Source organism: Oscillospiraceae bacterium (genome assembly GCA_015068525.1).
Classification (GTDB): Bacteria; Bacillota; Clostridia; order UMGS1840; family HGM11507; genus SIG450.
Window position 1 is genome coordinate 19991 of record SVKJ01000010.1, and the last position, 15767, is coordinate 35757.

The following is a 15767-nucleotide window of genomic DNA, read 5'->3' on the forward strand; positions in this document are numbered from 1 at the left end:
ACTTTTATAAGGAGGAAATTTAAAATAATGGCAGAAAAAAATATTGGCACCGTTATTCAGGTTATAGGCCCTGTACTTGATATAGAGTTTGAAGACGGATGCTTACCGAATTTACTAAATGCTATTGAAATAGAAAGCGATGAGGGTAAAATAGTCTGCGAAGTAGCCCAGCATCTTGGCGACTCTGTGGTAAGGTGTATAGCAATGAGCTCCACAGGCGGTCTTAAAAGAGGGATAAAAGCAGTTGATACAGGCAGAGGTATAACTGTTCCTGTCGGAGAGGGAACTTTGGGAAGAGTATTTAATCTTCTTGGCGATCCTATTGATAATCTGCCAATGCCTGAAGTTAAGGAAAGATGGGACATTCATCGTCCTGCTCCAAGTTATGATGAGCAGAACAGCACAACTGAAATCTTAGAAACAGGTATTAAAGTTGTTGATTTAATTGCCCCTTACGCAAAAGGAGGTAAAATAGGTCTTTTCGGTGGTGCAGGCGTTGGTAAAACAGTACTTATTCAGGAACTTATAAATAATGTCGCAAAACAGCATGGCGGATTGTCAGTTTTTACGGGTGTAGGAGAAAGAACCCGTGAGGGAAATGACCTTTACTATGAAATGAAAGAATCAGGAGTTATAGATAAAACTGCGCTTGTTTACGGTCAGATGAACGAACCACCCGGAGCAAGAATGAGAGTTGCTCTTTCAGGTCTTACTATGGCTGAATACTTCCGTGACAAAGAAGGTCAGGATGTGCTTTTATTTATAGATAATATATTCAGATTTACGCAGGCAGGAAGTGAAGTGTCAGCGTTACTTGGACGTATGCCGTCAGCCGTTGGTTATCAGCCGACTCTGGCAACTGAAATGGGAGCCTTACAGGAAAGAATAACATCTACAAAAAAAGGCTCTATAACTTCAGTTCAGGCAGTTTATGTGCCTGCAGATGACCTTACTGACCCTGCTCCTGCAACAACGTTTGCACATCTTGATGCAACAACCGTTTTATCAAGAAGTATTGCATCGCTTGGTATTTATCCTGCTGTTGACCCGCTGGAGTCAACTTCAAGAATACTGTCACCTGACATTGTGGGAATTGAGCATTATGAAGTTGCAAGAGAAGTCCAGAGAATTTTGCAAAGATATAAAGAACTTCAGGATATTATTGCTATTATGGGTATGGACGAGTTGTCTGATGAAGATAAACTTACCGTAAACCGCGCAAGAAAAATCCAGAGATTTTTATCTCAGCCGTTTACAGTTGCAGAACAGTTTACAGGCTATCAGGGTAAATATGTTCCCGTAAAAGAAACTGTAAGAGGATTTAAAGAAATCATTGAAGGTAAACATGACGATTTGCCCGAATCTGCTTTCCTTTTTGTAGGAACAATAGACGAAGCAGTTGAAAAAGCAAAAACTTTATAAGGGGCGGTTTAAATGGAAACTTTCAATCTTAAAATAGTAACACTTGACGGAATTGAATACGATAATAATGTTCTTAGCGTTGTTGCAAGAACAATTTCCGGAGATGTATGCATTTTAAAAAATCATGCAGATTACGTTGCGCCTATTGAAATCGGAAAAGTCAAAATAAAGGATGAAAACGGCGAAAAATACGGAGCATGTGCAGGCGGATTTATAAGCGTATCAGACGGCGAGGCAAGAATTGTTGCTACAACATTTGAATTCGCAGAGGATATAGATGTAGAACGTGCCAAAGTTGCAAAAGAGAAAGCACAAAATAAATTAAACAGTGATAAAACATCAAAAATTGCTGAAATCAAACTTAAAAAAGCACTGCTCAGGCTGGAAGTATCCAAAAGTAAATAATTCGGAGCATAAATAATGAAATATTATTGACTTATTTGTATTTTTTAGGTATAATTTAGTAATGAACAATATTAGGAGGGAATGAGATGGCTAAAAGCATTTCTAAAATTGTGATTGTCGTATTGCTTATAGTATTGTTTGGCTATATTGCGATTAACGGATTATCACTTACCGCGTTAAACATACCATATAAATTTTACAGTGTGTTTGATGAAGATAACGGAATAAGATTAGGTTTTGACTTATCGGGAGGTTCCGTTATAGTATATGAAGCTCAGGATGCTACTCCTGACGATGAACAGATGAGTACAGTCGTTGATATTATGTATAAACGACTTGACAATCTTGGATTTACAGAAGCAACAGTTTCCAAACAGGGTGACAACAGAGTTTTAGTTGAAATCCCAACTATTACAAATCCTGATGAAGCGATTAAAGTTTTAGGTGCTACTGCAGAACTTAAATTTGTTGACTCGGAAGGTAATGTTGTTTTAACAGGAAAAAATGTTAAAGATGCTTCTGCAACTTACGGTCCTATTAGTGAAAATGGTGCAAATCAGCATTATGTTGAATTAAAACTTAACGCTGACGCTCAGGCTGCATTCTTTGATGCAACAACAAGAATGAGTCAGAAACCTGAAGGCGAAAACTTTATTTCAATTATGCTTGACGATGAAGTTTATTCTTCACCAAGAGTAGATGAACCTATTAATTCTGACAGTGCAGTTATCACAGGTGACTTTACTGCAGAAACTGCTAAAAACCTTGCTACTACAATCAAAGAAGGTCAGCTTCCTTTCAAACTTAAAGATGTTGAAAGAAGAAGTGCAGGTCCTGTTCTTGGGGATAACGCGTTATCAACAAGTATTTTAGCAGCAATTATCGGTATCTTACTTGTAATGTTATTTATGATTATTATTTACAGACTACCGGGTCTTGTAGCAAGTATTTCTCTTGCTGCATATGTAGTAATCGTTTTACTTGTAATGGTTGCAACAAGAGCAAACTTAAGTTTACCTGGTATCGCAGGTATTATCCTTTCAATCGGTATGGCTGTTGATGCTAACGTTATTATCTTTGAAAGAATCAAAGATGAATTAAAACTTGGCAAAACAACAGGTGCTGCTATGAAAGCAGGCTTTAACAGAGCGTTATCTGCAGTTATGGATGCTAACATTACAACAATTATCATTGCAGTTGTACTTTATATATTCGGTACAGGAACAATCAAAGGTTTTGCATTTACTTTAGGAATTGGTATTGTAGTAAGTTTATTTACTGCAGTTGTAATAACAAGATTCTTACTTAAAGCAATCTTTGACTTAAATGTTAAAAATCCTGCATTATACGGATTATCTACAAAGAAAGTAAAGGAGGAAAAATAAATGTTTAATTTAGATATTTGTACTAAAAAATGGCGTTTCTTTATTCTTCCTGCACTTATTATCATTACCGCAATTATCGTTGGTATTACATGCGGCGGATTTGTTCTTGACATTGATTTCGCAGGCGGTACTGAAATCGTTGTTGATTTTGGAAAAACTGTTGAAAAAGCAGAAATCGAACAGTTATTTAACGATACTTTAGGATTTAAGGCATCTGCTGTACAGCAGTCTATAACTAATGAAAACCAGATGACAATTAAATCTCAGACTCTTACAACTGAGCAGTCAGAAAGTCTATGGAACGCAATCAAAACAAAATATACTTTAGAAGACGGTCAGAGATTATCAGTTGATACCGTATCTCCTACAATCGGTAAGGAACTTACTCAGACTGCAGTTGTTGCCTGTGTTATAGCAGTTATCTTAATGCTTATCTATATCACAATAAGATTTGAATTTTTATCAGGTATGGCAGCAATTATTGCGCTTATCCATGATGTAGCTATTATTGTTTCTGCATATATGATTTTCAGAATGCCTTTAAATGTTGCATTTATTGCCGCAGTTCTTACTATTATCGGTTACTCAATCAATGATACAATCGTTGTGTTTGACCGTATAAGAGAAAATATTAAATTTGCAAGAAAAGAAACTTATGCTGAAATTGCAAATAAATCAGTAAATCAGACAATCACACGTTCAATAAATACATCTATAACAACTTTAGTTACAATTGTTTTACTTTATTTCTTAGGTGTAGATGCGATTAAAGATTTCTCACTTGCACTTATAATCGGTCTGCTTGCCGGAACATATTCTTCAATATTTATTGCCGCACCTACTTGGGTAGCATTTAAAAAGGAAAAGAATAATAAATAAAAAACAGTAAAACCCCGAATTTCATTCGGGGTTTTAAAACAAAAAAATATGTTAGATTATAAATACTTATATAAAAAATTAAATAAAAGAACTCCCTTAAAAACTGATTGCGGTGCTCTTTGTTCCAATGCATGCTGTGTTGATACAGATGGCGAGGAACTTGGAATGTACCTTTTTCCTTATGAAGAAGAGATGTTTTTAGGTAAGGACAATTTTAAAGTGGAAAAAACTGACCTTGAATATGCAGGAAAAAAAGCTGCCATTCTTTATTGTAAACCTTATTGCAAAAGAAATGAAAGACCGTTATCCTGCAGAATTTTTCCATTGTTTCCTTATATAACAGTTGAGGGAGATTTAAAAGTAATAGTTGACCCCAGAGGAAGAACTGTATGTCCGCTTTACAAAAAAGACTTGAAAGATTTTAATCCTTCTTTTGTAAGAGGAGTTAGGCATCTTGGTATGATATTAATGGAAGATGAGGAAACATATGAGTTCTTATTTGAGTTATCAAGGCAGATAGATATGGAGGTTAACGATATAATTGAAAACTTAAGTAATATTATAAAAACTTAAGAAAAATAAAAAAGGGGAGAAACAAATGAAAAGAAAACACATTTTAGGAGCGATTTTAGGGGCAGTCGCTCTTGGTATTTTTGGCTTTTTGTGTGCCATCGTTAATAATGGAGATATGGAGGCAACAAGCAGATACGCAGGTACATTTATGGCACTTGTCCCACCGATTATAGCCATCGGACTTGCTCTTATTACCAAAGAAGTTTATTCTTCGCTATTTATCGGTATCGTTGCAGGCGGACTTTTATGTGCAAATTTAAATCCTGTCGGAACACTTAATACAATTTTAAGTGACGGATTTATTGCAAGTCTTGCTGACGAGTGGAACGTAGGGATTTTAATTTTCCTTGTTCTTTTAGGCATTATGGTTGCACTGATTAACAAAGCAGGTGGGTCTATCGCTTTTGGCAAATGGGCACAGGCTCATGTTAAAACTAAAGTAGGAGCGCAACTTGCTACTTTTGCACTTGGCGTACTTATTTTCGTTGACGACTATTTTAACTGCTTAACTGTTGGTTCGGTTATGCGTCCTGTTGCTGATTCACATAAGATTTCAAGAGCAAAACTTGCTTACATAATTGATGCAACTGCTGCTCCTATTTGTATGATAGCGCCGATTTCTTCTTGGGCTGCTGCTGTTTCAGGGGTTGTTGAAGGAAGAAATGGTCTGGAATTATTTATAAGTGCTATTCCTTATAACTTCTATTCACTTCTTACAATCGTTATGATTATAACAATATGTCTTTTGAAACTGGATTTCGGTCCAATGAGAAAGCACGAAATAAATGCCCAAAACGGAGATATTTTCTCAGGCGAAGGCGGATATGAAAAAGTTGACGGAGAAGAAGTTTCATCAAAAGGCAAAATATTTGACCTTGTAATACCTGTACTTGTATTAATCGGATGCTGTATTCTTGGAATGCTTTATTCGGGCGGATTTTTTAGCGGAACATCTTTTGTTGATGCATTCGCAGGATGTGATGCTTCAGTTGCGCTTTCATGGGGTGCTTTAATTGCACTGGTTGTAACAATTATATACTTAACCTTAAGAGGAGTTATTTCATTTAAAGAGGCAATGGATTGTGTGCCAAAAGGATTTTGCGCAATGGTTCCTGCAATACTTATCTTAACATTTGCATGGACTCTAAGCGGTCTTACAGGTTCACTTGGTGCTGATACTTATGTTGCAGAGTTAATGGAAGGTGCAGCAGAAGGACTTACAATATTCCTTCCTGCTATTATCTTCTTAGTTGCAGTTGCACTTGCTTTTGCAACAGGAACATCATGGGGTACATTCGGTATCTTAATCCCGATTGTTACAGCTGTATTTGCATCTGATGCTTCAATGCTTGTTATCGGTATTTCTGCATGTTTAGCAGGTGCTGTATGCGGAGACCACTGCTCACCAATTTCTGATACTACAATTATGGCATCAGCAGGTGCACAGTGTAATCATATTAATCACGTATCCACTCAACTTCCTTATGCGCTTTTAGTTGCAGGAATTTCGTTTGTCGGATATATTATAACAGGTTTTATTCCTAACTGGTTAATAACACTTCCGATAAGTATTATTATCTTGGTTGTAACACTTCTTATAATAAAAAAAGTAACAGCAAAAAAAGCATAAATCATAAAATAAGGACCTCGTTTTGATTAAACGAGGTCCTTATTTTACTTATTTCTAACTTTCTTCAAGAAGTTTTATCGTCATCTCAGCATTTGACAGTGCTTTTTTAGAAAGTTCTTCTTTATAAGTAACAAGATTTTTTCTTATCTCATCTTTGTTATCTATAATTTTTTCTATCATTTCCCTTAAATATGAAGAGTCAATATTTTCTGCATCAACAAGCATATCCTGTTTTATATAGTCTAAAAATCCTTTTATTTTAGGATCGTAAATAATACCGATAAGAGGAACACACATTGTTGTTGCATATATTAAAGAATGAAGACGCATTCCGATAACAAGTTCGCATTTTGATATTATGCCCATCAGTTTTTCAGCTGATTGTTCGTCTTTTATTATATAACCTTTATGGGACATTCTTTGTAATATGTTTTGTGATATTAAAAGGTCTTCACTCGGACGCATTGTAATAAATATCGTTTCAATATTATATTTTTCATAAACATAGTCGCAGATTTCGGCAATTTTTGCTTCAAAGAGTTTATCGTTTTTATTCCAGCCTCTTACTGATACTGCCATATATTTTCCGTTTTCATTGATATTGTTTTCCTTAATAAGTTTTAAAGTTTCAATATCCGAACAGGCATCTAAAGTTATTGCAGGATCGGCAGTAACAAACACTTCTTTTTTATCTACTCCTATTCTTCTTAATTCTTTTTTGGAAAGTTCATCTCTTAAAGTTATAAGGTCTGCTTTTTTCGTAACAAGTGCTGAAATTTTTTCGTTTTTTTCTTTAAACGGACCAATTCCGTTTGCATAAACTACAAGTTTAAGGTTAAGTTTTTTTGCAAGGTTCATAAGATACAAATAATAATAAAGAGAATGGCTGCTTGTTGCATCGTGAATTAAAGTACCTCCGCCATTTAAAAACAGTTTTGATTTTTTAAGGCTTTTATAAATTATAAACGGATTAAATCTGTTTATAGCATCAACTTTAAATAATCTTTTTGTTTGCTTAGGATTTTTTGAAAGAGTAAGAATTCTTACATCTTCTTTATATACTCTTAAATTATTTATAATTGCTGTAAGAAGCGCATCGTCACCGCTGTTGTTAAATCCGTAATATCCTGACAAAACGATGTCATATTTTTTGTTATCATAAAAGTCTTTTAAAATTCTTTCATATATTTTTATATGAGATTTTGCAAGATTATCGTTTGAAAATTCATTGGTTGCTTTGTTAAAGAGATTTTCCCCGAATTTTAATTGCATAAGTTTATTTTCTGCAAGGGTTAAGACTTTATCGGCAAAATCTTTACCGTTTCCATTTTCAAACAAAAATCCGTTTTCACCATTTTCTATAAGGTCTGAAATACCTCCGACATCTGAACTAACGGTCGGTTTTTTAAGTTTAGCACCCTCTAAAAGAACATAAGGGAAACTTTCACTAAGTGAGGTAAGAGTATTTATATCTATTGCATTTATGAAATCATAAATGTTATCTAAAAAGCCTACAAAATGTACTTTGTCTGAAATGTTATATTCCTCTGCCTGCTTTTTTAAATCAGAAAGAAGAGGACCTTCTCCTGCAAGTAAAAATCTTAAATTATTATTTTGAGAAAGTGCGTGTTTTGCTCCTTCTATAAAGATTTTATGACCTTTAACCAAATCAAATCTGCCTATGATTCCAACATAAGTTGTGTTTTCTTCATAAGGTATATTATATTTTTCCAAAAATTCTTTTTTTGAAATAAAACTATGAGGTTTTTTAAAATCCATACCGTTATAAACAGTAAAGATTTTATTGGGAGAAAAACCTCTTTGTATCAGCATATTTTTAAAGTTGTTTGACACACCGATATAGTAGTCCATATCTTTTAATGCTATCTGGTTTAAAAGAGTGAACACATATTTTTTATAAAAACCTTCGGTAAAATCAAGTTTATAATCACTGTGAACAGTTGAAACAATGGGGATTTTAATTTTTCTTTTTAAAAGAGAGGACACAAAATTAGCCCTAGCCCCATGAATGTGAAGAAGGTCAAATCCCTCTTTTTCAATTATATCGGATATTTTTGAAATAATTGACAAATCGCCCCTGTTTTTCTGCTCGATTAAAACAGTATCAATATCTTTTTTTAATATTTCCTGATAGAAAATACCGGGTGTAAGACAGATAATTTTAACATCAGCATATTTTTTTAATGCATCTAAAAGTGCAAAAACATGAGTTTTTGCACCTCCGCTGTCCCCACCGCTTATCATGTGAAGAATTTTCATTTGTTTTTAACCTTTCTTATATCTTGTGCTTTTGTTTTCTTGATATATTAAGAGTAGCCAGAATAATACCTGCCATTGTAAAAAACATAAACATTGTTCTTGGATAGAACCATATATATTCTACACCGCTTACGAATATAATTCCTGTAAAAGATGCAAGGGATGCGCAAACGTAATTTTTAATCTCAGGTGAAAGTGTATGTCTTATTCTGACAGTTATAAGTCTTTTTAAGGTAATTACCCAGAAAATCATAAATGAGATAAAACCGAGTAACCCCATTTCAACCAGCACTTCCATAAAAAGCATATGAGAGTGTGGTGCTAAAACTGCACTTGCGTGCGCAAAACTCGGATACAGAAGCGAGTAAGCTTGGGGGCCTAACCCTATTCCTGTTACAAAGTTGCCTTTAAGCATTTTTAAGGCACCTTCCCATATAAGAATTCTATACTGATTTGAAGTATCTTTCATACTTCCTATAGTAAGAATTCTGTTAAGAATAGACTCAGGTAAAAATGGTATTGCTATTATCCCTAAAAGTGCAATCAAAGGAATAAGTTTATAGTTATAAAATGCTATAAATACCACTACAGAAATGGCAAATGATACCCAGCATGAACGCGAATAAGTATATAAAAGTGCCATAAACGGAACTAAAAGCATTATAAGCCATAGTGCTTTTTTCTTTTTATCTTTCTGGTTTAGCGCAAATGCTGCCATAAAAGGCATAAACATAACAAGGTATTCCGCGTAGTTATTCGGGTTTTCAAATGTTGAATATGCTCTGCCCGGCATTCCCTGATTTGCATTAAGGTCAGTAAGCCTTACGTCTATTTCAACGCCAACAATACCTTGATATATACAATAAAGAGATGTCAGTATAAGACCGATTGAGATAATTCCCACAAACTTGTTTAAATCTTCTTCTTTTTTGATACTTCCCCATATAACGAACATAAATATAAATGAGGTAACAAAGAACATAAATACTCTTATACTGTCACCAACTGCATTTGATATTATAACAGCAAGTAAAGTTGAGAGCATAAATATAATCATAAAAAAGTCAAACTTTGCAATTCTTATTGAAAAGTTTTTCCCTGATATAAGAACAGCAAAATAAAGGAATAAAACAAACATGGCAATTATAAGCCCATAGAGGTTATTCCATCTGTTACCAGGCACACAAACCATAATCACAATTAAAACTGCAAGAATATTCTGAAATCTTAAATATGAATTTCTGTTTAAAAAATTATAGATTAAATTATTTATACTGCCCTTATTAATCTTTTTTAAGCTTTTATATACATTAGATATCGAAGAAACTACGGAAATTATAATCTTATCAATAAATTTAAAAACTAAAGATTTTTCGCAAAAATACTGAATTTTATCTTCATGGTAAAAGAATTTGTATATAATGCTCCCGTAAAATACCTTCGCAAATGCATTTTTAAAAGAAGAAAGGAAAGTATAGATAAAACTGTATTTAAATGTACTAAAAAGTGACAAAACAAAATAAAAAAGTTTGCCAATAATACTTTCTTTAAACATAATATCTCCTGTTAAATCTTTGCCTCAGAGTGACCGAAGCGTTTATTTAAAATTTATATCATAAACTCTTAAGTAAAGTTTTGCTTCCCCGGCAAGTAAAACAAAGGTATGTCCTACGTAATATTTTGATGCGCCTACTATCATACCATGGTCAAATTTAGTAGCATTGACTTCACTTGTTATTATCATTGATTTGCAATCAGGTTTAGAAGATTTAACCCATTTTCCTTCTGCGTCAGTTCCGTAAGATACTGCATCAGAAATTTCAACATTTGTAACAACGCCAAGACTTACATTTTTTGCTTCGTCCATAAGTTTGTCGCCTATATCCACTTTTTGTGAAACAAAATCAGATACTTCTTCAATATAATATTTAACTTCGCATACACCCTGAGCGTCCTGACCGCCTTGTGAAGGTGCTAAGAATTTAAATCCTAATATTCCGACAACTGCAATAATAACAACTATAATTGCAAGGTCAATAATGTTGATTTTTCCGAATAGTTTTCCTTTTTGGTCAATAATCATAATTAATTACCTCTCTTTAAAAATTTGGTTATTTCTTTGGTCTTTAAAACAATAAGCATAAGGGCATAAACGAGTACACCGCATACTCCCGATGCTCCAAGTTTTAAAATTAAATTTATTTTACCTTCCCCAAAACCGATATTTTTTATAAAATTAACTGCAAATGCCATAACAATACATGCTATAAGCGATTTTACAAGCGTAACAAATAAAGGTTTTATGAAAAGTTTTTTTGTTTTTGCTTTAAAAAGTATTAAAATGTTTATACCACCGATTATCGATGCTAAAGAGTACGCAGTTGCAATACCTGAAAGCCCCATATATTTTACTAAAATTATACTAAGTAAAATATTTGAAACCATTATTACAACACCGTTATAAGCACTGGTTTTAGTGTTTTTTACCGCATAGAATGCACGGTCGGTAATTTCCTTAAATCCTATTCCTAAAAATGCGAAAGAGTACATTTTAAAAACGTCTGAGCCAAGAATTAAAAATTCTTCGGTAAATTTCCCGTATCCGTAAATTAAATCCATTATTTCATAAGAGAAAATATAAAAAGCAAAGGACAGGGGAACAAGAAGAAGAATCATACCATTTAATGTAGTGATAAGATTTTCGGAAAATGTTTTATTATCATCTCTTGCTGCATCTAAAGAAAGTTTAGGATAAACTACCGAAGCGATTGCAAGAACAATCGTCATAACAATCTGAATACCTAAATTCTGAGCATTATTAAGCACTATGTATCTGTCAGAGTCATAAGAAAATGCGATAGAGTTATTTGTAAGCATATTTACCTGATATGCACAAACTCCGACGATAACAGGTGCAACAACTTTGAAGATTTTTAGCATATCTTCATTCTTAAAGTCAAAACTTAGTTTGAATTTAAACCCTGTATTTTTAAGTGCAGGAATCAAAAAGGCTGCCTGCAGGAAAAAGCCTAAAAGCGTTGAAAAAGTAAGTCCGTATGCACCATATTTTTCGGATATTGTAGTAAGGTATAAAATGCTTACAATACTGCTTGGCAAACTGACTGCTGCTGCAAGATAGAATTTATCGTTTGCCTGAAGTAAACTGCTGAAAATATAATACATCGAAATAAATATAACCGATATAATTAAAATCCTTATCGCAAAAATACCAAAACTTACATCTCCGCTTTGTGATATTGTTAAAATGCGGGGTGCTAAAAGTTGCCCTGAAAATATCAGAAAAAGTGATATTACAGCAGTAAATGAAATGGTATTGTTTATAAAGTAGTTTGCCCGTTTTAACGTGTGATTTTCTCTTAAATCGGTATAAATAGGTATAACTGATGTGGTAAGGGTTGTACCTATAATAGTTGTTATTATATTACTTAAAGAAAGCGCATAAGAATAGGCACTGCTTAAATCGTTTACACCTATTTTTGAGGTTATAAGACTGTTGGCAATAAGAGCCAGACCTCTTGATAACACATTGATAATTAAAACAACGGTGGCTGTTTTAACAATTTTGTTTTCGTTCATAATAATTTCCTTTATTTAAAAAGTTTATATAATTATATTATATAATTATATTATATAATAATGCTTTTTTAGTCAAGTAAAAACTATATTAAAGAAGCAAACTCAAAATATACTTCTTCACCAACTATCGTGAATTTTGCATATTTTAACTTTTCTAAAGTTCCTTTAGGATCTTTGTAAGAAAACTCCGGAATATCCGAAACTGTTATATATCTTATTCCTTCGCTTACAGTATAGGTGTTATCGTCTGCGTAAGTTATAATAAATATGTTTTTATCTTTAAGATTTTTCTTTAAAATATCAGTTAAAATTTTAAGTTCTTCTTTGTCTTTATGTTTTGAAATATCAAGAGGCATATTTATAAACACATTCTTTTGGGTTACCCCTTTTTTAAATACATTTAAAAGCCAGTCCCATTGTTCGCCTTTTGTTGAAACGATACTGCCTTTAGAGTTGTCAAGTTTTAAAAACAAAGAATGTTCTGTATCTTCTCTTCCGTAATTTGAAACTCTTATAACAGGAGATGCAACGTCTTCGGGAATAACTTTAAATGCCGAAAAATCACATTCGTTTGCAATTATATTACGCTTGGTTGTTATATAATTTGAAAATAAAGTGTCGCCGTGATTATTTATACCAAAAACCGAGTAGTTAAAGCCGTCAGCATCGGTTGTTCTTTCAAATATATCTTTTTCTTCCTCTGCCGTCGGTTCTTTTCCGACAGGAATTGTAATTGAAAGGTCTTTATAGGTTGCCGTAATTTCGCCCTCGCTAAGTTTTGTTAAAATTAAAGAATCGTCTTTAAAATATCCTTTTGCACCTTCAAACGAAAATTTCATATCTTCACTTGAAAGGTAAGTTGAATATCCTTCACTGTCTGCAAGATAAAAGGAAACTTTTTGGGGCTTGTCAGTAATCTCAAATGAAGAAACCGAACATTTAATTTTTTGAGGCTCATTATATACAGTAATTGTTTTGCCTTTTTTTACGCCTTTATATGAAGCATACAAAGTAACTTCTCCCGATTCTTCAGGATAGAAAATGTTTTTATCAAATTTTCCCTTTTTATCAGAAGAAAATTTAACATTGTTAAAATCTACTGTATAGTGATTTCCATATTCATCGTATGCTTTGTCAATATAAATTTCAACAGGTTCGCCCTTAAATGCTTTGTCGGAGGATAAAGAAATTTCCATACCGTAAAAGTCACTCTTTTTACGTTCGGCAGTAATTCCTATTGCATTTATAACTTTTCTAAATGATGACTGAAGATTTATATTTTTAATTTCTTCCCCGTCCATTGAGGCAACCATTGTGGTTGAACCGCCTCCGTCAAAACTCATTGCGTTTTCACATCCTAAATCTTTTAAAAAGGATGCAATTTCAGAAAAAGTCATTCCGCGACTGTATGTCTGCCTTCCGTCAACAGTAAAAAGAATAAGTTTTTTGCCTGTTTTATCTGCTCCGATTGCAGTCATAGGCGCTAAAGAATCAGATAATGTAAAATCCGCAATTTCTCCGTCCTTTAAAAGAATAGTTCCTCCGCCTACAGCTTCTTTTATGTTTTCTATATCGGGAGAAACGCTAAAAGAAAGTTCTACTTCGTCGCCCACATTAAAGTTCTGGGATAAGAATAAAGAGTGCCTTAAAGAATTATGAAGAACATATCCGTTTTTTGGAATGGCAACCCCTTCTTTGTTGGAAAGCACTTCGGTAACAATACCGTCTTCTACTACAACCTCGTATCCGTCATTCATAGAGCCGGGAGTTTTTTCTCCGAATGAAGAATCATAGAGTTTTAAATACATTGGGTCTGCGTTTTTATTATAGAATAATATTTTGCTTGAATCGTTGGTTCTTTTTGAAGTCACCATTATATCAAACGTAAAATGAGAAAAGCCTGCAACAAAATCATTATCTAATGTAAAAGTTGCATACGATGGGTCGTTTGACGGAGTTGTAACAAGAACACCGTCTTTAATCATCATTCCCTCAGAAGATGCAGTAGATGTATAAGTTGTAAAAAAGTCTGCATTGATGGCGGCAACTACACCATCTTCGGCTTTTGCAAAATCCAGTACGGTAGATTTGATTTTAGGGTCGGTTTCAGATAATATTTTAAGACCCACACCTTCTTCGTTTAAGTCAACCGTTATATAATTAATGTTAAGCCAACCCGATGAAGTGAGTTTTTTAATATTCGTTCGTAAAATACCCTTTGATATATATGAACTTACTGTATCTTCATAAACTGTTTTTGAAAAGCCGCTTACTGAAAGGGCAAAATTTAAAATCAATGCTAAAATAAGTATTTTTGATGTCTTTTTCATATGCTGTCACCTTAACTTTTTTGTAAATTTTTTAAATATGAAAATATTATAACATAAAAATCAAGGTTTGTGAATACTACTTGAAAAATATTTAATATTTTGTTAAAATAAAAATATGGAAAACAAAAGAAAGGAAGAATAAAATGAAAGTTTTATATCTTATAAATCATGCAGGAAAAGCAGGAACTGAAAAATATGTGTATAATTTAGTTAAAGCATATAAGGATAAAAAGTGTGAATGTTTTTTTGCTTACAATGAAGAGGGGCTTTTGCTTTCACAAATGAAAGAGGAAAATGTGCCTTGTTTTCAGTTTGAAATGAAGCACCCTTTTGATATTAAAGCAGCAAAAAAACTTGCAAAGTATTTAAAGGAAAATGAGATCGACGTTGTCCATGCTCAGTATCCGAGAGAAAATTACATTGCTCTTTTATCAAAATTATTCTATAAAAAAACAAAGGTTGTTTTCACCTCACACTTAACTATAAAAACTAACTTTTTATGGAAAATAACAAATAAATTTATGACTCCTTTTAATCATAAAATAATTTCAGTATGTAATCATGGTAAAGAACTTCTTATAGGAAACGGAGTTAAGAAAGAAAAAATTGAAGTTATTTTTAATGCGATGACTATTGATAAGGAAGAAACTAATTCTACTATAAGAGAAGAACTTGGTCTTAAAGACGAGTTTTTAATAGTTACACTTGCAAGATATCATTTTGCAAAAGGACTTCCGTTTTTAGTTGATTCAATAAAAAAATTAAAAGAAATTGCAACAGTTCCCTTTAAAGTTTTAATTGTGGGCGACGGGGAACTGTGGGACGAAATAACTGAAAAAATTAAAAACGAGGGGCTTTCGGATACTATTTTACAGTTAGGATTCAGAAAAGATACCGATAATATCTTATCAGGTTGTGACCTTTTTGTTAACTCTGCAAGTTGCCTGGAGGCATTATCTTTTGCAATGCTTGAAGCGTTATCCAAAAAGTTGCCTCTTGTTGCAACAAATGTAGGAGGAAATTCAGATATAGTAAATCCTGATACCGACTGCGGAATAATTGTTGATTATCCTGACAATGAGCAAATGGCAAACGCTATAAATACTTTAATGAATGATAAAGATATGTATGAAAGAATGTCTGAGAATGCAATAAAAGCAATAGAGGGAAGATTTAATTACGACAAAATGCTTGATAAAACTTTTAATATGTATATTTAAAGGAAATAATAACTTGCAATGAATACATTTGTAGATTTTGTTAATG

The 15767-nt window shown here is 33.1% G+C and carries 12 protein-coding genes; 7 read left to right on the top strand and 5 right to left on the bottom strand.

Annotation, left to right across the window (positions count from 1 at the left end; translation table 11 throughout):
- The first annotated feature begins 27 nt into the window (after positions 1 to 27).
- The 6 genes from atpD (at position 28) to E7419_04930 (ending at position 6294) form a co-directional block, all read left to right on the top strand.
- A complete protein-coding gene (atpD, locus tag E7419_04905; GenBank protein ID MBE7014531.1) occupies positions 28 to 1422 on the top strand; it encodes a F0F1 ATP synthase subunit beta in 1395 nt (464 codons plus the stop codon).
- 12 nt (positions 1423 to 1434) lie between these two features.
- Positions 1435 to 1827: an ATP synthase F1 subunit epsilon gene (gene atpC / locus E7419_04910; GenBank protein MBE7014532.1), complete on the top strand. Its 393-nt coding sequence runs from the start codon at positions 1435 to 1437 to the stop codon at positions 1825 to 1827.
- Positions 1828 to 1913: 86 nt separating this feature from the next.
- Positions 1914 to 3212, top strand: coding sequence for a protein translocase subunit SecD (secD, locus tag E7419_04915; GenBank protein ID MBE7014533.1), 1299 nt, complete (start codon positions 1914 to 1916; stop codon positions 3210 to 3212).
- The gene (secF, locus tag E7419_04920; GenBank protein MBE7014534.1) at positions 3213 to 4091 is read left to right on the top strand and encodes a protein translocase subunit SecF; all 879 of its coding nucleotides are present in this window, start codon (positions 3213 to 3215) and stop codon (positions 4089 to 4091) included.
- A 48-nt stretch (positions 4092 to 4139) separates the two neighbouring features.
- Complete coding sequence (locus tag E7419_04925; GenBank protein MBE7014535.1) at positions 4140 to 4664, top strand: hypothetical protein; 525 nt, start codon at positions 4140 to 4142, stop codon at positions 4662 to 4664.
- Positions 4665 to 4689: 25 nt separating this feature from the next.
- Positions 4690 to 6294: a Na+/H+ antiporter NhaC family protein gene (locus E7419_04930; protein ID MBE7014536.1), complete on the top strand. Its 1605-nt coding sequence runs from the start codon at positions 4690 to 4692 to the stop codon at positions 6292 to 6294.
- Positions 6295 to 6348: 54 nt separating this feature from the next.
- On the opposite strand, the gene csaB is transcribed toward E7419_04930, so the two are convergent.
- The 5 genes from csaB to E7419_04955 form a co-directional block, all read right to left on the bottom strand.
- Complete coding sequence (gene csaB, locus E7419_04935; GenBank protein MBE7014537.1) at positions 6349 to 8574, bottom strand: polysaccharide pyruvyl transferase CsaB; 2226 nt, start codon at positions 8572 to 8574, stop codon at positions 6349 to 6351.
- A 16-nt stretch (positions 8575 to 8590) separates the two neighbouring features.
- On the bottom strand, positions 8591 to 10129 hold the full coding sequence (locus tag E7419_04940) for a hypothetical protein (protein MBE7014538.1): 1539 nt from the start codon (positions 10127 to 10129) through the stop codon (positions 8591 to 8593).
- Positions 10130 to 10171: 42 nt separating this feature from the next.
- Entirely contained in the window at positions 10172 to 10657 is a 486-nt protein-coding gene (locus tag E7419_04945; GenBank protein MBE7014539.1) for a DUF4330 domain-containing protein, read from the bottom strand.
- Between the two features lie 2 nt (positions 10658 to 10659).
- Entirely contained in the window at positions 10660 to 12171 is a 1512-nt protein-coding gene (locus E7419_04950; protein MBE7014540.1) for a polysaccharide biosynthesis protein, read from the bottom strand.
- An 83-nt stretch (positions 12172 to 12254) separates the two neighbouring features.
- Complete coding sequence (locus E7419_04955) at positions 12255 to 14501, bottom strand: phosphodiester glycosidase family protein (protein ID MBE7014541.1); 2247 nt, start codon at positions 14499 to 14501, stop codon at positions 12255 to 12257.
- 143 nt (positions 14502 to 14644) lie between these two features.
- On the opposite strand from E7419_04955, the gene E7419_04960 reads away from it, so the two are divergent.
- The gene (locus E7419_04960; GenBank protein MBE7014542.1) at positions 14645 to 15721 is read left to right on the top strand and encodes a glycosyltransferase; all 1077 of its coding nucleotides are present in this window, start codon (positions 14645 to 14647) and stop codon (positions 15719 to 15721) included.
- The last annotated feature ends 46 nt before the right edge of the window (positions 15722 to 15767 follow it).

What these genes read in the sequence shown, in the direction of transcription:
- atpD (MBE7014531.1), top strand. Translation starts at nt 28, where the DNA reads ATGGCAGAAAAAAATATTGGCACCGTTATTCAGGTTATAGGCCCTGTA.
- atpC (MBE7014532.1), top strand. Translation starts at nt 1,435, where the DNA reads ATGGAAACTTTCAATCTTAAAATAGTAACACTTGACGGAATTGAATAC.
- secD (MBE7014533.1), top strand. Translation starts at nt 1,914, where the DNA reads ATGGCTAAAAGCATTTCTAAAATTGTGATTGTCGTATTGCTTATAGTA.
- secF (MBE7014534.1), top strand. Translation starts at nt 3,213, where the DNA reads ATGTTTAATTTAGATATTTGTACTAAAAAATGGCGTTTCTTTATTCTT.
- E7419_04925 (MBE7014535.1), top strand. Translation starts at nt 4,140, where the DNA reads ATGTTAGATTATAAATACTTATATAAAAAATTAAATAAAAGAACTCCC.
- E7419_04930 (MBE7014536.1), top strand. Translation starts at nt 4,690, where the DNA reads ATGAAAAGAAAACACATTTTAGGAGCGATTTTAGGGGCAGTCGCTCTT.
- csaB (MBE7014537.1), bottom strand. Translation starts at nt 8,574, where the DNA reads ATGAAAATTCTTCACATGATAAGCGGTGGGGACAGCGGAGGTGCAAAA.
- E7419_04940 (MBE7014538.1), bottom strand. Translation starts at nt 10,129, where the DNA reads ATGTTTAAAGAAAGTATTATTGGCAAACTTTTTTATTTTGTTTTGTCA.
- E7419_04945 (MBE7014539.1), bottom strand. Translation starts at nt 10,657, where the DNA reads ATGATTATTGACCAAAAAGGAAAACTATTCGGAAAAATCAACATTATT.
- E7419_04950 (MBE7014540.1), bottom strand. Translation starts at nt 12,171, where the DNA reads ATGAACGAAAACAAAATTGTTAAAACAGCCACCGTTGTTTTAATTATC.
- E7419_04955 (MBE7014541.1), bottom strand. Translation starts at nt 14,501, where the DNA reads ATGAAAAAGACATCAAAAATACTTATTTTAGCATTGATTTTAAATTTT.
- E7419_04960 (MBE7014542.1), top strand. Translation starts at nt 14,645, where the DNA reads ATGAAAGTTTTATATCTTATAAATCATGCAGGAAAAGCAGGAACTGAA.